Below are 19,058 nucleotides of genomic sequence, written 5' to 3' on the forward strand. Positions count from 1 at the left end.
CTTATTTTCTGCAAATTGCATCGTAGATTTCAAGAAGTCTCTTGTAATTGGTATCGGCGTTGTGGATCTTAGCGGCGCGCTTACTTGCATTGTCTCCGTAAACGGCTGCAATAACCGGCTCATCCCACATCTGCAAAATTGCTTCCGCAAGTTTCTTGTAGTCCATATTATCAAATATAACGCCGTCCATTCCATCCGTGATCATATCCGGAATACCGCCGGCGTTGGCCGCAACGACAGGAACTCCCAGAAGCATCGCTTCTCCGACGGAATTGGGCGAATTCTCAACAACAGAAGCACACACAAACACGCTGCTCTTCAAAAAGCGGTTCTTCATTTCGACATCCGACAATGTACCGACCATCGTAACTTTCTTTCTGAGCCTGTTCATCGCGATAAGTCTCTTAAGATATTTGCCGTAAGCGCTTGCACGCATAAAGTACGGATACTTGCTCTTACCTCTGCCGATTATGTTATTTCCCGCAACATACACATGCGCATCGGGATATTTCTTCAGTATGAGCGGCATTGCCTCAAGCAAAAAGTGAAATCCCTTAAGCGGATAATCGCCCTGAGAAAGAAAAATGCTGTGAGGAATAGCTTTCCTCTCTTCCCATTTACCCGAATAAAAACAAGGTCTCATGGTCTCATTCATAGCAAAATACTCAGCACCGGGATTGATACTGTAAGAAGCCTCTTTGTCAAACGTTGTTCTTCCCGTCACATTTCCTGTGAGCAAAAGAATTTCCTTCTCATTTTCGGCTCTTAACTTGAATTTCTCCTGCTGCTGAATAAGCGAATCCTCTTTCAGTCTGTCTCTGAAAGTTGTGGACTCCTGTACTTTCTTTGGAAGCCCCGCCATATAAGCTTTGGCGATCTCCGTACATACGCCCTGTATCCCTACAAGACTTCTCTCCGGTCTTCCAAAAGCTCTAAGCGCTGCAAGAGCATGCGGAAACTCGGTTCCGAAAACATGTATCATGTCCGGCTCAAAATCTTCAATTATCTGCTTAAATCTTGTTTCCAGACTCTCATCATAGTTTTCAGGATGTGTAAGATCCTCATTAAATCCGTAATATGTAATTTCATCAACAATTTCTTTTCCCTCGGACACAGGTCCTTCCGAAGGAAATGCAATACCGAGAGTTATCTTTCCCCCGGCTGTCGTGCTTTTTTCTTTTTGAAGCCTGTCAAGGCAGCCTGTAAGCCATCCTTCCCTGACCGAGTATTCAATTCCATGCGCCTTGGCATAGGCAGGGAGCATGATATTACAGACCCATAATATTTTCAAATTTATTTCTCCTTAAGCCTGTATACTGCACTTTTTATCTTATTATATATACCGGCTGTAATTTTATTCTCCGCAATGGCAGTCCTTAACTTAGAAAGAGTGAGCACTCTTATAAGGTCGTACTTCCTTATCTGCGCACCTGTGAGATAGAGCTTTATGATCTCTTTTCTCTCCTCTTCGGAAAGCTTCTTGTTCTGATCTGAGAAACCTCCGCCTTCATAATCGGCAACTATGCGCGGAATGTAGAAAGTGCTTGCTTTGTCTCTGTAATAGCACCTAAGGAACTGCTCATAATCCGCTCTAACCTTGTACCTGAGCTCAAAAGGATTGTTATATACAAGCCTCTCATCATAGAAACAAGCCTGATGAGAAGGCAGATTCCTGTAACATGCATGATCGTCAATCTTGGGGTTTGAATGAATCCTGTTACCTGTCGAGCAGTCAAATATATCACCATAGTAAATCGCAGGAAGAGTCGTGCCCTCTTTGGAATTTCTGTCTACGATCGCATCATGTACATCCCTGAGAACGTTCTCGTCCCTGAACGTATCTCCGCAGTTCAAAAAGAAAATATAGGCAGGTTCTTCACCCGCTCTAAGAAGCTTAACTTTGTCGGTATTCTCCGCATCCTGATCAATCGCGCGCTGGTTTATTATCTTTTCCTCAAGATAAGATGCAGCAATATTCATCGCATGATAGATCCCGGAATCACAGCTTTCGACAAGAATCAGGTCTTTGCCGATATCGTACTTAGCCTTTAATTTCTCTATCGAACCGTCCGTGGACATTCCATCCTTGACAAGGATGCGATACCCTGTATAACTCTGCCTTCTGACGCTCTCGATCGTATCGATGAGCTTGTCTCCGGCGTTATATGAAACCACTATTATATTAAAAAAAGTTTTTTTCATTTCATTCATACTCTTTAATACCCTGTCTCAGAAAGAATCGGTGGCATATCATCAAACATTATGGTCGTATACGGAAGTATTCTCGTTCCGTTCGCAGGCGCTATCCTCTTCATAAATATCACAAAATACATAAGGCATCCAAGAAGTACCAACGACGTACAGATTTTTCTTTTCTTAGGATCCTTGATACCAAGCAGAAGCGCCGGTACAAACAATACATGTGTTATCGTAAGATAATAAGATATTCTTGAGATCACCTCATCCGTCAAAAATGCCGCAAATACATAAAGCGCAAGTGACATTACGTTGCAGTGGAAAAAGAAAATGTTCTCCCTGTTACCTTTTATCTCATCCTTGTACAAGTAGATCGATGCCGCAAGGATAAGTGCACACCTTGCAATGCTGATATAACTGTAATGTATAGGGCCGGCTATCATCCTGTCATAAGTTGCCGTTCCCTGATAGTCCGAATAGATTTTAACCGCAATCTTTGCATAGATAGGCCTTAAAAAGAAACACGAAGCTCCTAAAGCAGCTCCCAAAGCATACATCCATTTCTTCCAGTTTATCACCGCGATCGGATATAGCACCAAGATTATCAGAAGTGATTTGTGAAAAAGAGCTCCCACAAGGATCATTAGAACAAATCTCGGGTAATCTTTTTTCACCAGATATTCTATTGAAAGCAAGGCTATACCCAGCCCAAAATAATAACGAACGGTACTTAATGACTGAAAATAAAAGCCAAGGAGCATAAACATTGCAAATGACAATTCAAACCACTTGCTCTGTCTCCATATCCCTTTCATAAAAAAAAGAACTGTAAGAAAAGCAAATATGGCAAATACCAAAACATAGTTCTCAAATCCGCAGAGCTTATAAATAACATATGTTAAGGCTTTAAACCCCTCTTCTTCCGGAACTTTCGGAATCCATCCGTCCGATTTTGAGTTGATAAGATGCATGTGCTCAACATACGTTGCGTAGTCGTTTCCGACATTCAAACGAAGCGCCGATACCGCAGACAGCCCCAGAAATATAGCCGCAAGTACGATGGCATTTATGGCATCCTGCCTTGTCATACCTCTGTGAAATCCGATACGTCCGCAGCCCGCACATTCGGATACGGTATTCTTTTTTACCAAAAGAAGCAGTGCAAGCACAGCTACCGTCAATGTAAAATATACTATCATTTTGCCTTCTTAAGTTCCCTTCCCTTTCCGATGCCGTCGGAAAGAAGCCTGAAACACTTAAACAATCCCTTCTCCGCACACATTTCTTTTCTATATTTGAAAAGAAATCTAAAACCGAGAATATCAGCGAGGCTTCCGTACAAAAACGCATACAAGACACCTCTGTCATAAAAAAACTTATCCGTATATCCCTTAAACCAGGTGGACTCACCCGCTTCTTCATGACCGAGAACCACAGTAGTCCTGTATATCTTAAGTCCCGCTTTTAAACAATCATGTAAAAAAAGGCTGTCCTCTCCGTTCATGTAAGGCGCTCCGCCTCCGAATAAAAGAGAATACTTTACCCCGCTATCAAAGAGTTTCTCCCTCCTTGCAGCGATCGCGTACGCGGGATATCTACCGTAATTTTTCCATGTAACGGGAGCAAAATCGACATTCCAATATGTTTCTCTGCCCTCCTGAGCCTTTACGTTAAAAAGAATCATGTCGGCCTCAGGGTGATCGTCGAACTCTTTTACGATCTTATCCGAATAGCCCTTGTCATAGATAATATCATCATCGCCAAAATGGATCAGTTCGCTGTCAGCCTTGGATAAAGCGGTATTTCTCGAAAGTCCTACACCTTTTTCACATCTTATAAATGCGCGTATCATCTTTGTTCCCGCTTCGAAGGTCTCATCTTTTGATTCCCCTTTGGTTCCAACAAGCTGATTTACTATTACTGCATCCGTCTCAATATTCATTTTATCCGGGAGCTCGTGCACATCCTTATTAACGGATGACACCAATATCTGCAATCTTCCTGACATAGTCTCTTTCGCTTAATTCATATATCATACGGTGTCAAAATTTACTTTTTGCCACCTTCATCATTTGATTCCGTAGTATCTCTTAATAAATTTAAGATCCGCACGTGTAAATACAATTCCGAGCACCGGGCATTCAATCTTTTTTAGCTGTGAAATCAAATGCTCAGTCATTGCCGCATTTTTCTTTCCATAGGGAACCGCGAGTATTGCGCCTTCTGCTGCCCCTATATCCGAAGCCGAAATTGCTTTTATCTTGGATAACTTATCATCATAATCACTTCCGAGAGTCTTCTTAAGCGATTCAAGGTCTTTCTCGGAAAAAGATGCATCATTCGCCGCATCGGATGAGATCAAAACTATATTCTCTTTATCTGCAACATATTTATCGTAAAGTTTGGCAAGCTCTCCTCTTAACAGGTCACATGCTTCATTTCCCCGAAATACGGTTCCAAGCACTCTTATGCCGTATCTTTTCTCGCATTCTTCGGGTACGTAGATTGCTTCATCAACGGCATCAATCAAAAGAATTGCCAAAAAAGCCAAAACAGCCGCAAGAATTGCTCCAAATATAATCGCTACCACAATCCTGTTATCAGTCTTCTCAAGATAAACATCACTTTTTGATGTACATACTATAGATTCAAAGGCCTTTGACGCATTGTAAGTCGGATAGCTTTCAAGACTTTTGATAAATGCATCCGTCAGCTTTTCCACGAGTTCTTTATCGGTCTCATTGATCGTAACAAGGAGAAAACGCTCATTTGAGATTATGTCTCCTTTTACATTGATCTTGGACTCATCCTTTATCACATCAACTCCGACTTCTTCCAAAGCCCGTAACTGATTGGATATATCCGGTCCGCCGGCGGCTTCAAGGACTTTCATCCTTTCCTGCGATATATCCACTCCCTCTTCTTTCATAGTCTTAACAAGTTCAAGAAGGAAATCGTGGTCGTTAAAAATAAAATTGGTCCATGTAGCTCCGTTATACCAGTCAAGAACTCTCTCACCCTCAGCATTTCGAATATACGCATCATCTGAGTAAGTCAGATAGAATCTTGCCTGTGCCTCGTATCTTCTCTCAGGTCCGAAAGTTACCGTCACAAGATAATAGATTCCTCCGGCAAGGATCGCGCCGATAAGCGCGGCAACGGGAAGAATCCATATTTTTTTTAGTAACCTCAGGTAAAAACTCCTAAGATTCAAGCTTTCATCTGTATACTTAACTTTTTTTGTGTCCATGTATTTTTGTCTCCGTATGCAGTTACACAATCTGCCCTGTAATCCGCAGTTTCTCTGCGCATTATGAGTTCTTCATAGCTGTTGTCTGATCATCCTCAATACCTTCGGTACTGTCCGGCGTGAACATGATCTTTGCGGTAAGAAGAAGCAGCTTAATATCAAGCCAGATAGAATAATTCTCTATATAAGTAAGATCAAGCTTAAGCTTGTCATAAGGCGTGGTATTATATTTGCCGTAAATCTGCGCATAACCTGCAAGTCCCGCTTTTACCCTTGTCCTAAAGGCAAACTCAGGCATATCCTCAAGATACTGCTTAATGATCTCAGGTCTCTCAGGTCTGGGGCCGATAAATGACATGTCACCTTTTAAAATATTAAATAACTGCGGAAGCTCATCCAATCTGCATTTTCTGATAAAACTTCCAACGGGAGTTATTCTTGAGTCATTCTTGGAAGCAAGTCTTGCAACACCGTCTTTCTCAGCATCGACACGCATACTTCTGAATTTCATTATCTTAAACTCACGTCTGTTTATCGTGCATCTAACCTGCTTATACAGAACGGGGCCTCCGTCATACATTTTTACAGCAATAGCGGTGATAAGCATAAAAGGTGAGCTGAGAACTATAAGTACAAGAGCAAGCACAATATCCATGATTCTCTTTATAAATCTCTGCTCCACTTTAATTGAATAGTCTCTTAAAAGGAAAACCGGAGAGTCAAAAAGATGAAGCTGTGTCGAGCCTTTAAGAAGAACGTCTGTTATCTTTGGCATGACATAGATTCTCTTGTTATTCCCATAGCAGAATTTAACAATCCCGTTTCTATACTGATTTGGAACATCCCAGATAATAACTCCGTCATAATCTTCAAGGCATTCTTTATATATCTTTTCTATGCCCTCAGAAATGTTCATCTTCTTGATGATCCTGTATTTATCTTTTCTTGTATTGAATTTCGCAATGATGTCATCAGCCGCATATTCTCCATTTATGAGAAGGAGTTTTCTCGGCGGGAATATCGACATGTAGATATAGTTTGTTATGTGTGCCCATGCAAAAGAAATAAACAGCTGTATTAAAAATACCGCAACCAAAGGAATCGGATCTATTAACCAGTTCCTTACAAACAAATACTGACAATATGTAATAAAATTAACTATGAATAATGCAAAAATCTGAGACAAAAAAACATCCATAGGCTTAAGATAGCCTATCTTAAGACCGCCATAGGCATTAGAAAAGAACAAAAGCAATATGAAATAAAGCGCCAGGGTTACAACATGCCCCCAAAAAGCATATTTAATACCGGGACCAAAATCCCATCCATCTTTACTCACTCTTTTAGAGCTCAGAATCGGATAATAAGTAGCAAACCAAAACCACGCATACACAGCAGTCTGCATGGCAAGTCCTATACCCCCCAACAGTAAAACCATAATTCTTTTTACAGATTCAATGTGTTTCATATAATCCACAGACACTTAAAGCCTTCTCAGCGTTGCTCGCAGCGCCCATCCTCCAAAATAAAATAATGACTCCAAAACCGACAGATTAGCTATATTCCTGTAAAGGAACCAGATTCTCTCCATTGCAACAAGCTTATTTGATGAAAGTGACTTCGGCGGTCTTCTGTATATTGCAAGATTCTCATCAAGTCCGTAACCGACTATTCCACTCTTAAGTATTCTCCACCATGTGGCTGTGTCCTCACTCGGAACATCCGGCATATGTATGATCTCCATGTCGATCTTTTCCGTATCGAACATGACAGTAGTTGTAAATATAACCGTTCTTGAAAGTGCCTGTCTGAAATTCATTGTATCGGGAACATGAACTATTTTTCCCGTAGGTCTTGCAAGTCCGTCGCCAAACTCATATGAATGAAAAGCAAATGCCGCTCCTGTTTTCTCCATGAATGCTATCTGCTTTTCAAGCTTATCCGGCATCCAGACATCATCCGCATCCAGGAATGCGATATATCTTCCCGCCGATGCATCAATTCCCGTGTTACGGGCTTCTGCAGCTCCGGCGTTTCTCTCTTTTCTGATAAGTCTTATTCTCTTTCCGCTTGATTCTATTATATCGGATATGATCTCCGCGCTTTTGTCCGACGATGCGTCATCGACAAGGATGAGTTCCCAGTCTTTGTAGGTCTGCTCACATACCATGTCGATAGTTTTCCTGATATATCTCGCCGCATTGTATACGGGTACTACTATACTTACCATTAAATTTCCTCTTTAACTATATATAAAGGACGCTTTTTCACCTCGGTATAGGTCTTGGAAAGATACTGACCTACAATTCCTATGCAAAAAAGCTGTATTCCGCTTATAAGTGAGATTATACACACAAGCGAAGGCCATCCGTTTGTTTCATCGCCAAATGCCAACTTTCTCCATATCGTAAATATTATGAAGACAAAAGAAAACAAACAGAAAAACAATCCCGTAAATGCCGCAAACGAAAGCGGTATCGTTGAAAACGCCATTATTCCGTCAACCGCATATATAAAGAGCTTCCAGAAAGACCACTTAGTCTCACCCTTTCTTCTCTCCACATTTTCAAACTCAATCCACTTATTCTTAAAGCCTACCCATCCGAATATTCCCTTGGAAAAACGATTGTATTCCTTAACAGACAGCACCGCGTCAACAAACTGCCTTGTCATAAATCTATAATCTCTTGCACCGTCAACAATCTCAGTCTTGGACATTCTGTTTATCATCTTATAGAACATCCTTGCAAAAAATGATCTGATTGGAGGCTCACCTTTTCTGTTTACCCTCCTTGTAGCCACGCTGTCATATCCTTCTTCCTCAACAGCCTTATACATTTCAGGCAGAAGCGCCGGCGGATCCTGAAGATCGCAGTCCATTATAACAACGTAGTCTCCCGCCGTCTTTTCAAGTCCCGCATATATAGCCGCCTCTTTTCCAAAATTCCTTGAAAAGCTGACAAGCTTAACACGTTTGTCCTTATTATTGAGCTCTTTTACCATATCTACAGTCTTATCCGTCGAACCGTCATTTACATAGACAAGCTCAATATCGACATCCCGCTCTTTGAAAAAAGCTTCGTTCTTCATTAGTTCGTCGTAAAAATCCTGTATGTTTTCCTGCTCGTTATAACAAGGAACTATAACGCTCAAAAGTTTCATAATTTTTCTCCAAATCGTCCTGTCTTAAAAATGTATAAATGCGCAGTCCTATTCAATATTCTACACTTAAAGCGCCTGTCTTTCAACGAACAAAAATTTGATGTCCCATGTTAAAAAGTGATAAACTATGATAAAATAAACACTTAATAAGAAGAATTTATCATAAAATTTAGGAGTACACATGGGTAAAACAGCACTTATTACAGGTATAACAGGACAGGACGGTTCTTACCTTGCAGAATTTCTTTTGGAGAAAGGATATGATGTGCACGGAGTCATCAGAAGATCTTCTGTAGATTTTCGTGAAAGAATCGCGCATCTTGAAGGAAAGCCTCACTTCCATCTTCACTACGGAGATCTCGGAGATTCAATGAGTATCCTTGGCGTTGTTTCTAAAGTAAAACCTGACGAGATATACAATCTCGCAGCACAGTCACATGTGCAGGTATCTTTTGATTCGCCTGAGTTTACGGCAGATGTTGACGCTACCGGCGTATTAAGAGTTCTTGAAGCTGTACGTCAGTGTGGTCTTGCAGATACATGTAGAATATATCAGGCATCAACTTCAGAATTATACGGAAAGGTTGAAGAAGTTCCCCAGAATGAGAACACTCCTTTCCATCCATACAGTCCATACGCTGTTGCCAAGCTTTACGGCTACTGGATCGTAAAAGAGTACAGAGAAGCTTACAATATGTTCTGCTGCTCGGGAATCCTCTTTAATCACGAATCAGAGCGCCGCGGAGAGACCTTCGTTACACGTAAGATCACTCTTTCCGCATCACGTATCGCTCAGGGTAAACAGGACAAGCTCTATCTCGGTAATCTCTCAAGCCTTCGTGACTGGGGCTACGCAAAAGATTACGTAGAATGTATGTGGCTCATTCTTCAGAATGACAAACCCGAAGATTTTGTTATCGCAACAGGTGTACAGCACTCAGTCCGTGAATTTGCACAGCTTGCTTTCCACTATGCAGGAATCGAGCTTGAATTTAAGGGCGAAGGCGCTGAAGAAAAGGGTTATGACAAAGCAACAGGCAAGGTACTTGTTGAAGTATCACCCGATTTCTACAGACCTACAGACGTTGTTAATCTCTGGGGCGATCCCACTAAAGCAAAAGAAAAACTCCACTGGAATCCTCAGACAACATCTTTTGAAGAGCTCGTTAAGATCATGGTTGAACACGATATGGCCAAAGTTGCGGTTGAAAGAGCCAACGAGCATGTTGAATTTAATCTCGCAGAGTTTCTTGAAAAAGGTATTGATAAGTAATCAAAGAAAGAGGCGAATAACATGATGGAGAAAAATGACAAAATATATGTTGCGGGACACAGAGGAATGGTTGGTTCCGCAATTGTCAGAGAGCTCAAAAACCAGGGCTATTTCAATATAGTTACAAGAACCCACAAAGAGCTTGATCTTACAAGACAGGATGCTGTTGAGAAATTTTTCGAAGAAGAACAGCCCGACTACGTTTTCCTTGCAGCTGCCAAAGTTGGCGGAATCATGGGTAACTCCGAAGCTCTCGCTGATTTCATGTATGAGAACATGATCCTTGAGATGAACGTTATACACGCAGCATGGAAGAACGGATGTAGAAAGCTTGAATTCCTCGGATCATCCTGCATATATCCCAGAATGGCTCCTCAGCCGATGAAAGAGGATTGCCTTCTGACATCTTCTCTTGAGAAAACAAATGAAGCATATGCTCTTGCTAAGATATCCGGACTTAAGTACTGTGAGTACCTTAACAAGCAGTATGGAACCGATTATATTTCCGTAATGCCCACAAACCTTTACGGACCTAATGACAACTACCATCCCACTCACTCTCATGTTCTTCCGGCACTTATCAGAAGATTCCATGAGGCAAAGGAACAGAATCTCCCCTACGTTACATGCTGGGGCGACGGAAGTCCTTTGAGAGAGTTCTTATACGTAGACGATCTTGCAAACCTCTGTGTATTCCTTATGAATAACTACAGCGGCGATGAGACTGTCAATGCAGGTACAGGAAAAGAGCTCACGATAAAAGAGCTCACAGAGAAAGTTGCTTCGATCATCGGCTACACAGGCGAGATCAGATGGGATCCTTCGAAGCCGAACGGAACTCCCAGAAAGCTCCTTGACGTATCAAAAGCAAAAGCACTTGGCTGGACCTACAAAACTGAGCTTGATGACGGTATCAAGCTTGCCTACAAAGATTTCCTTGAAAATCCTATGCGCGCAGAGCGCTGATGCTCGCCGTGACAGGCCACAGGTACATTTATCCGAATGCTCCCATATTCGGATAAATGTACCTGTGGCTATTCTATAGCCGGGCATTCAGCTTACCATAATTCTTATTTTTTCTCGATGCTTAATTTGCTTTTTTGAATCCGTCTTCTATTCTGTCTCCTCTGAATTCCAGCTTTCCTGTGAGGTTTTCAGGGGAGGACGGGAATGGCTCGTAGCCTACGCGGTCGCCTTCTGTCGGATAATAGAATGTGACTCCGTTTACTTCGTAGGGTTTAACTTCGTACACTCCGTAGTCCTGTTGTTTTAAAAGATACAAAGGATTAAATCTTTTTTCTGCTTCAGCGACGAGATTAACACCTTTGAATGTAATCCATAAAAGCACTACGGCGGTGAAGCTCTTGAAAAAGACTTCTTTTTTGCGCTTATCGAATTTATTTATGATAAGGATAACTACTCTTCCCAGAATGACTACAGCTGTAAGTAGCGCGAATACAATACCGTATCTTATAAGCGGAGCACTTGCCATCCAGAAAAGGAAGCACGTTATCATTGTTCCGCCGATAGCGAAAAAGTCACCTGTCCTAAGCATGCTTCGCATTTTGATATCAAATATTTTTCCGGTGATTTTTTTATCACCAAGTGCTCCTTCCCTGGCATCCACCAGAATATAGTGGACTGAAAGAAGTACATATATAAAAATAGCCACAACATCCAGAATAATGACCATTTTATTAAAGGATGAAAGATCCGAAAACCACTTCGGAAACCACTCTGTAAATGACATATGCACATGATTCGGCACATCCGAAAAGCCTCTTCCGAATGTCTTTATCTCAAGCGCGTCATATTCCGCAACGCCCTTTGGAATCTTCCAGTCAACGTCAAATAGATCTATTGCAGTCACAGGATACATCAGCCATCCCGATATGATCACATTTCTCACAAAAAACGGAACAGCAATGATAAATGCCCCCAGAATTGATGAATAGAACACCTGAAGTTTGTGTTTTGTCCTGTTGCTCAAAAGTCTGTATATCGGAATGGTAGCCACCAGCATAAGCGGAGCCGCTACCAGCTTTATAGTTGTTGCATAGACGCTTAAAAAGGTCAGGAAGATATACGGCACATATGAATGCTCGTGTCGCACATACAGGTCAAGCCATTTGATCACTATATAAAATACCAGCGTTGCAACAAAGTAGTCTGATGCAGGCGCGACCATCTCATCAAATATTCCAAAAAGATAATAGATCGCAGCAAGTCTTGCAAAATCGGATATTATGATATTTCCTCTCCGTATAATGCTCTTTAACTCAACACATTCCCACGCAAGGACAAGAGCAAAGAATCCGGCCATAACATGATAAGACCGGTCAAGTTGCAGAAATTTCATGCTAAAGAGCGCAGAAAGCGGAAACGCAGCACTGTTATATGCAAGTCTTACATGAAGATTTCCAAGTCCTTTTACCACTCCGTACTCTTCTATCCACTTAATAGCCTGCGCATGATAAAGGTCGGAATCATAATGCATGATTCCGCTTGAAGTTCCGTAAGCCATCAAAAAGAAAACGACCAGGTAAAGTATTCTGCTTTTGTATGAACGGATAATTCGAAGAAGCATCCTGAGTTCTTCACTCATTTTATCCCTGTAAACAACACCAAAGATACAAGCGAAGAACATTAGAAAAACATGACAATTCAACTCGACTTTGTCAAATATACTCCAGATCTGTGCATAAACTGTTGAAATCAAGACACCGCTCATTATGTAGCCGGTGTGAGAATGAAATCGGTAGGCTTTTTCACCGCCTTTTTGCATAGCTTTACCACGCTTTGAAAAAGGCAGCATAATATTTATGAAACCATATCCTATCAGGTATGTTGTTACAATGACATACAACCAAATAAGAACAACTGATAACATGCTGCAACTAGCCCCCGATCCATTAGATAATCAAATAGTCATCAAATAGCCTATCAATGTTCCAAGTAAAGCTCCAAAGAGAACCTGCATAGGAGTATGTCCGACAAACTCCTTGAGCTTCTCTTCTACAGGTATATCCTTATCAAGCTGAAGGAACCAATCCATCATATTGTTAATCACCTTAGCCTGAATGCCTGTCTCCCATCTTACTCCCATTGCATCATGCATTACGATAAGCGCAAGAACTGCCGAAATAGCAAATTCAAATGAACTTGCTCCGTACAACACGCATGTTGATGAAACGACTGCCATGACCGTCGCGGAATGTGAACTGGGCATTCCTCCATCACCCATAAGTCTCTCGGGATTAAAGCTCTTATTTACAATCACATATAATATTGTTTTAAGTACCTGTGCAACAAACCATCCGCTACAAGCAGCAACCAATACTTTGTTACCCAGTATGTCATTCCAAAACTGCATTCAAACCTCTATTTTGCTTAATTTTACTATTATTACAAAAGTTCCTTAAGGTACTGCTCAATTGCATCGTGCCAGTCTGCAAACATGAAGTCTGTTGTAAGTTTCAACATATAATTCTCCAAAATGCTGTATGCCGGCCTGGGGGCGGACTGAGGATTCTTTGCCTGATATTCCGCTGTGGTCACATGATTGACCTTAGTTTTCTTTCCTGCAATTCTGAAAATTTCTTCTGTGAAATCAGCCCAGTTTGTATCACCTTCACATGTTCCGTGGAAAATTCCGTAGTTCTCCGTATTCATAAGATAATGAATAGCTTTTGCAAGCTCAGTCGTGCTTGTAGGATTACCAAGCTGATCGTTTACAACGCTTATCTCGTCGTGATTCTCAGACAGTTTAAGCATTGTCTTTACAAAGTTCTTGCCGTCTCCGTAAAGCCATGCGGTTCTGATAATAAAGTAGTTTTTCGCAAACTGCTTTACAAACTCTTCTCCGGCAAGTTTTGTCTTACCATAAACACTCACAGGGCCTGTGGCATCAAACTCTGTGTATGGTTTTGTTGCATTTCCCGCAAATACATAGTCGGTAGACACATGTACAAGCTTTGCACCAACCTCTGTTGATGCTATAGACAGATTTCTTGGTCCAATGGCATTAATCTTGTATGAGAGGTCAACATCGCTCTCCTGCTTATCTACTGCGGTATACGCAGCGCAATTTATCACTGCCTTGGGCTTAACTTCCTTAACAAGCTTAATTACGGAATCAACATTTGTAATGTCCAAAGGAATAATTCCCTCTCCCTCAAACACATCGGTATTTACGATCTCATATTTTCCTGTTGCTCCAAGTTCCTTATTTATCGCTCTTCCAAGCTGTCCATTACATCCCGTAACAATTATCTTATCCATCGCTACTCCCTTTTACTTCCTGTATATATTAATCTTGTAGTTAACTTAGCAAACGGACGGCATAACTGCCGTCCGCCTTATATTCTTGTCAATCTGCGCATGTGACATATATTATCACATGTACGGCTTATTCGCCAAGTCCTCCCTCGATTGCTTCAACCATTGCACTCATGGCTTCTTCTTCATCGGGGCCTTCACAATTAAACTCAAGTTCGTCGCCGCATTTAACGCAAGCGCCGAGAACACTCAAAACACTTTTTGCATTGGCAACATTGTCACCGTACGAAAAAGTTATATGTGATTTAAAATTCATAGCCACTTTACAAAGATTTCCCGCAGGTCTCAAGTGCAAACCTGTAGGGTTTGTAATGACTACCTTCTTACTAACCATTTATAACATAACCTCCTCGATCAACTTCGCAAGCTTTTTAGCTTCTTCATCAATCTTAGTCTGCTCCTTACCTTCGATCATTACTCTTACAAGCGGTTCTGTTCCCGAAGGTCTTATAAGCACTCTTCCGTCTCCCGCAAATTCTTTTTCAAGTTCTGCTATAGCACTTGCAATCTCCGGATATTCCATGAACGCATCTTTCTTGTGTGTAGGAACATGCGCGTTTACCAATGCCTGAGGCATTACTTCCATGACCTGCGAAAGCTCTGAAAGCGGTTTGCCTGTAACTACCATAACTTCAAGAAGATGCAAAGCCGACAACAGACCGTCTCCGGTAGTATTGTCATCAAGGAAAATGATATGTCCCGACTGCTCTCCACCAAGGTTCGCACCGATTTCTTTCATATGCTCAAGCACATAGCGGTCACCGACCTTAGTCTTATCCACCTGGATGCCTTCTCTCTCTGCCATCTTAAAGAATCCAAGGTTACTCATTACAGTGGCAACGATTGTATTCTTGGCAAGTTTACCGTTATCCTTCATAAACTTACCGATAATAGCCATTATCTCGTCACCGTCGACCATCTTACCTTTTTCATCAACAGCGAGGAATCTGTCAGCATCTCCGTCGAAAGCAAGTCCGATATTTGCCTTCTCGGTAACAACTCTTCCCATAAGCTCTTCCATATGAGTTGAACCGCATCCCGCATTAATGTTGGTTCCGTCGGGATTGTTGTGAATCACTACAACTTCTGCGCCTAACTGTCTTATTGCCTCAACAGAAGTATAATACGAAGCACCCTCTGCGCAGTCCATTACGATTTTCATTCCTGCAAGGCTGATATCAACTGCTCTAAGATTGTGATTTATATATTCTTCTTTTGCATCACTTCTGTTCTTGATTTTGCCGACTCCGGCACCTGTAGGCATCTTAACGCCTTCCATATTGTTCTTTATAAGTGCCTCAATCTCATCCTCAAGTTCATCAGGAAGCTTATAACCATTTGCATCAAAAAACTTTATCCCATTAAATTCCATCGGATTATGTGAAGCCGAAATAACTACACCGGCATCAACTCTGTATTTTCTTGTAAGATATGCAACGGCGGGAGTAGGGATAACTCCTACATTTACTACATCTGCACCTACAGAACATGCACCTGCCATAAGTGCACTTGCAAGCATATCTCCCGATAATCTTGTATCACATCCCACCATTATGGTTGGTCTGTGGTTAACTTCTTTTGAAAGAACATAGGCTCCTGCCTGTCCAAGCTGCATTGCAAGAAGCGGTGTCAACTCATCATTTGCTACGCCTCTTACACCATCTGTTCCAAATAATCTGCCCATCGTAATAACCTCATTTAATTAGTTTTATTAACACGAACGTATACTTCAACGTCGTCCGATGCTTTAACTCCTTCAGGAAGGTTGTTCCATTTAACTTTTGCACTGTAAACACCGTCTCTCAGTGTTTCTGTGCCGTTTTCTTTGACTAACTGCGTAGCGTCAACGGAACCTTTCAAAGCATTCTCATCAACAGCCGCAAGCGCAGAATCCAAACCAAGAAGAGTAAGCGCTACGGAATCATATTCATTGGTATCAACTTTAATATCATATCCCTGAACAGGGTTCTCAACACCAATATTCTTTATATCAACCGCAAAGTTTTTGGATGATAGCTTACCGATACTTACCACTACCGTTGCTTTTGCTTTTGAATCCTCTCCGAAACGAACGCCGTCGGGAAGATATTTATCAAGTTCCACGGTATAGTTAAGATCCTGTGTCCTACCCGCTATATCAAGCTCAGAGTCGTTTATCGTGATCTCTTTTATCTTAGATATAACTTTTGAATCACCTGCTATCTGAACCTTATCAGGCGTGCTCACTGTTCCGGTAACCGCATAACCGTCTGCGGGTTCTCCCGATACAACACACCTGATCGGCACAAATTTACCTTCAAGTATCTCAACTTCCGCCCTTACAGTGGGTTTTCCATTATTATTTATGATCTTTACACGTGAAGCATCAACATCATTTGTCTCGACAACTTCATCATTCTTATCACGAAGTACGATATTGGCGGTTACGTTCATTGTACGTGTAAGTCCCGCTACATCTATCTCCGCTGTTGCTTTCGTAACATTGTTGACCACCGATTCGGGGCCTTCTATCTTAACCTGATCAAGCTCAATTGCTTTATCACCGACAATATATTTATCATCGGGATGTCCGATCTGAACAGGCTTGAGTTCAAGCGTCTTGCTTATCTTCTTTTCAACGTTGTACTCCAACTTATCGTTGCTTAATTCTATATCTACGATATCAGTACCGTTGTTGTTCTCTACCACCGCTTCAATAGGTATTGCTCTTACTGTGCTGTCGGTACCTTGAACAGGCAAATTTTTTAAATCCGCTACCAGTTTTATATCATTGTTGGTCAATGTATCAACTATAGATTTCTTTCCTTTGACCTTTACGCTCTGGCTAAGATCTGATGAATCCACTGCCCATCCGACAAGATTATTATTCTTTAAATAGTTACTGTTATCGACAATCTTGACCTGAACATCTCTGATCTGCCTTGAAATCTGAGGGTCCTGATTATTTGTCACAGACAACCATATAACACCAGCAAATACCAGCGAAGCAAGCTTAAGCCCAAAATTTGACATGATCTTCTTCATCTCTTCACCCTGGCCTTTCTGGCAAAGTGCTTAATATGCGTTTCTTCCGCATGCTTGTTCTGCAAAACCTTAAGCCTGTCTCTTAGTCTGTCACTGTCAACAGATTTATCGAGTTCGCCTTCATATGCAACGCTTATCTTTCCTGTTTCCTCAGAAACAATGATAGTAAGTGAATCAGTCACTTCAGATACACCGATACTAGCACGGTGTCTGGTTCCAAGTTCTTTACCAATTCCCATGTTGTCTGACAAAGGAAGGTAACATGTTGCGGATACAACTCTGTCTCCGCGTATTATTACAGCACCGTCATGAAGAGGTGTGTTATGTTCAAAAATATTTATAAGAAGCTGACTCGTAACAATTCCGTCAACAGCTATACCCGTTCTCTCAAATTCAGCAAGTGAAAAATCCTGCTGAATAACAATAAGTGCTCCCGTACGAACTTTTGACATTTCGACACAGGCCCTTACAATCTCATTAAGTGTCTTATCAGAAAAACGCTCCTGAAACTTCATATCTCCGAAGAAAAATGCATTGGAGAAGAAGTTTTTTCTTCCAAGTTCTTCCAACGCTCTTCGAAGCTCAGGTTGCAATATAATAACTACTACTATGATGATAACGTTAAAGAAATTTCCAACAATCCACAATATTGTATTCATCTGGAAAAATTCCGCAAACAAGATGAATGCAATAATGACTATTACGCCTTTAAGCATTGACCAAAGTCTGGAGTTTTTTGCCCACAACAAAACATGATAAACCAGAAACGCGATAATAAGTATCTCCAGAATATCAGTAGGTCTCACGGAAGGTATACGAAACGCTTCAAGATCAAAAAACTGCTGAACTGTTTCCATATCAATCCTTTAAAAATCACCTGTGCTGATCCATTGCACGGTTGATCTTCTTAACCTTCCTTTCCGGCGTAGAAACTGTAACCTTTGGTACCGCCTTTACATAATAATAATATTCATCATCTTCAAACTGAACTTTCTCAGTCCTGCTGTAGTCCAGATTGAATGCAAAAAACTCAACCACAAACATAAGAAGTGCGGAAATAATTGTTCCGACAACAACTCCGCCGAGCGACATCTGTGTATCATAGATAAGATCTCCGATCATAGTACACATAATAAGTGAAACTGCTCCGGCAATAATTGCAATCTTCCATGATTTATCAACAGAAGATCTGCGGATAGCGTATACAATAGCGATAGTTATTGAAAATGCAACTATCGAAACGAGCATTGCTTTATCACCCAACAATCCTGTTATTACAGACTGGAATGCATTTGCAGCTTCCTCCACACCCTCACTTCCGAAAGACTGTGAGTTCTTGGAGAAGAACGCAAGCATATATGAAATGATAAGTCCGAATGATACGGATACCATTGATGTAGGTCCACCCAAAAGTCCCATAGCCAAAGGCATCACATACGGTATATGCATAAAGAAAAACAGCGGGGTCAAAAGAACCGCAAGTGTATCTTTAGGCGAAAACCTGAAATACAACAGGAACATAAGCACAAACACTATAAGTGCGAAAAGTGCACATTCCGAAGACAATTCAAAAAGATGTCCCGTGATAAATAACGCCGCGATAAATACTATGCAATTAGGCGTGAGAATAGAACACAGCAGCGATGCCATCAGAACTATCACAAAATTCTTAAGGCTGTCCATATATCCCAATTTGCTGTTTATTATGCAGATTGTGATAAGTGCCAAAAGGAATTTCCACGCGTAGCTAATGTAAACCTCGTTTTTAATATAAAATTTTTTGATATAAATCTTTAATTCCAATAATGAAGTCAT

Annotated in this window: 18 protein-coding genes; 2 read left to right on the plus strand and 16 right to left on the minus strand. The window is 41.2% G+C overall.

The genetic code is table 11. The features are described 5' to 3' along the window. Position 1: 1 nt before the first annotated feature. The 8 genes from G628_RS0111325 to G628_RS0111360 all read right to left on the minus strand — a co-directional run bounded on the left by G628_RS0111325 (position 2) and on the right by G628_RS0111360 (position 8,608). A complete protein-coding gene (locus tag G628_RS0111325; RefSeq protein WP_027209188.1) occupies positions 2-1,291 on the minus strand; it encodes a glycosyltransferase family 4 protein in 1,290 nt (429 codons plus the stop codon). A gap of 2 nt (positions 1,292-1,293) precedes the next feature. Next, positions 1,294-2,202: a glycosyltransferase gene (locus G628_RS0111330; protein ID WP_027209189.1), complete on the minus strand. Its 909-nt coding sequence runs from the start codon at positions 2,200-2,202 to the stop codon at positions 1,294-1,296. A 14-nt stretch (positions 2,203-2,216) separates the two neighbouring features. Next, on the minus strand, positions 2,217-3,395 hold the full coding sequence (locus G628_RS0111335) for an EpsG family protein (protein ID WP_027209190.1): 1,179 nt from the start codon (positions 3,393-3,395) through the stop codon (positions 2,217-2,219). Continuing rightward, the gene (locus G628_RS0111340; RefSeq protein WP_027209191.1) at positions 3,392-4,204 is read right to left on the minus strand and encodes a glycosyltransferase family A protein; all 813 of its coding nucleotides are present in this window, start codon (positions 4,202-4,204) and stop codon (positions 3,392-3,394) included. The genes G628_RS0111335 and G628_RS0111340 overlap by 4 nt, the downstream gene beginning before the upstream one ends. A gap of 60 nt (positions 4,205-4,264) precedes the next feature. Beyond that, a complete protein-coding gene (locus G628_RS0111345) occupies positions 4,265-5,446 on the minus strand; it encodes a hypothetical protein (protein WP_027209192.1) in 1,182 nt (393 codons plus the stop codon). A 61-nt stretch (positions 5,447-5,507) separates the two neighbouring features. Continuing rightward, entirely contained in the window at positions 5,508-6,914 is a 1,407-nt protein-coding gene (locus G628_RS0111350) for a sugar transferase (protein WP_027209193.1), read from the minus strand. A gap of 15 nt (positions 6,915-6,929) precedes the next feature. Further along, positions 6,930-7,676 carry a glycosyltransferase family 2 protein gene (locus G628_RS0111355; protein WP_027209194.1) on the minus strand — a complete coding sequence of 249 codons (747 nt, stop codon included), beginning with the start codon at positions 7,674-7,676 and terminating at the stop codon, positions 6,930-6,932. Further along, positions 7,676-8,608 (minus strand): glycosyltransferase family 2 protein, encoded by a 933-nt coding sequence (locus tag G628_RS0111360; RefSeq protein ID WP_026656616.1) that lies wholly within the window; start codon positions 8,606-8,608, stop codon positions 7,676-7,678. Before G628_RS0111360 ends, G628_RS0111355 begins: the two co-directional genes overlap by 1 nt. Before the next feature lie 181 nt (positions 8,609-8,789). On the opposite strand from G628_RS0111360, the gene gmd reads away from it, so the two are divergent. Both gmd and G628_RS0111370 read left to right on the plus strand, forming a co-directional pair. Continuing rightward, positions 8,790-9,881: a GDP-mannose 4,6-dehydratase gene (gene gmd / locus G628_RS17295; RefSeq protein WP_051199171.1), complete on the plus strand. Its 1,092-nt coding sequence runs from the start codon at positions 8,790-8,792 to the stop codon at positions 9,879-9,881. 24 nt (positions 9,882-9,905) lie between these two features. After that, positions 9,906-10,847 carry a GDP-L-fucose synthase gene (locus G628_RS0111370; protein ID WP_334291141.1) on the plus strand — a complete coding sequence of 314 codons (942 nt, stop codon included), beginning with the start codon at positions 9,906-9,908 and terminating at the stop codon, positions 10,845-10,847. Positions 10,848-10,968: 121 nt separating this feature from the next. Here G628_RS0111370 and G628_RS0111375 read toward each other — a convergent pair whose 3' ends face one another. The 8 genes from G628_RS0111375 to G628_RS17300 all read right to left on the minus strand — a co-directional run bounded on the left by G628_RS0111375 (position 10,969) and on the right by G628_RS17300 (position 19,058). After that, entirely contained in the window at positions 10,969-12,771 is a 1,803-nt protein-coding gene (locus G628_RS0111375; protein ID WP_027209195.1) for an LIC_10190 family membrane protein, read from the minus strand. Between the two features lie 30 nt (positions 12,772-12,801). Further along, the gene (locus tag G628_RS0111380; protein WP_026656612.1) at positions 12,802-13,254 is read right to left on the minus strand and encodes a divergent PAP2 family protein; all 453 of its coding nucleotides are present in this window, start codon (positions 13,252-13,254) and stop codon (positions 12,802-12,804) included. A gap of 32 nt (positions 13,255-13,286) precedes the next feature. Next, on the minus strand, positions 13,287-14,162 hold the full coding sequence (gene rfbD / locus G628_RS0111385) for a dTDP-4-dehydrorhamnose reductase (protein WP_027209196.1): 876 nt from the start codon (positions 14,160-14,162) through the stop codon (positions 13,287-13,289). Between the two features lie 127 nt (positions 14,163-14,289). Beyond that, positions 14,290-14,553, minus strand: a complete 264-nt coding sequence (locus G628_RS0111390; RefSeq protein ID WP_026656610.1) for an HPr family phosphocarrier protein — start codon at positions 14,551-14,553, stop codon at positions 14,290-14,292. Beyond that, positions 14,554-15,903: a phosphoglucosamine mutase gene (gene glmM, locus G628_RS0111395; protein WP_026656609.1), complete on the minus strand. Its 1,350-nt coding sequence runs from the start codon at positions 15,901-15,903 to the stop codon at positions 14,554-14,556. A gap of 14 nt (positions 15,904-15,917) precedes the next feature. Beyond that, a complete protein-coding gene (locus tag G628_RS0111400; protein ID WP_026668322.1) occupies positions 15,918-17,243 on the minus strand; it encodes a YbbR-like domain-containing protein in 1,326 nt (441 codons plus the stop codon). Beyond that, on the minus strand, positions 17,240-18,100 hold the full coding sequence (cdaA, locus tag G628_RS0111405; RefSeq protein ID WP_027209197.1) for a diadenylate cyclase CdaA: 861 nt from the start codon (positions 18,098-18,100) through the stop codon (positions 17,240-17,242). The genes G628_RS0111400 and cdaA overlap by 4 nt, the downstream gene beginning before the upstream one ends. Before the next feature lie 16 nt (positions 18,101-18,116). Continuing rightward, complete coding sequence (locus G628_RS17300; RefSeq protein ID WP_034462151.1) at positions 18,117-19,058, minus strand: hypothetical protein; 942 nt, start codon at positions 19,056-19,058, stop codon at positions 18,117-18,119.

Origin of the sequence: Butyrivibrio hungatei NK4A153 (assembly GCF_000424465.1) — a bacterium.
Taxonomy (GTDB): Bacteria; Bacillota; Clostridia; order Lachnospirales; family Lachnospiraceae; genus Butyrivibrio; species Butyrivibrio hungatei_A.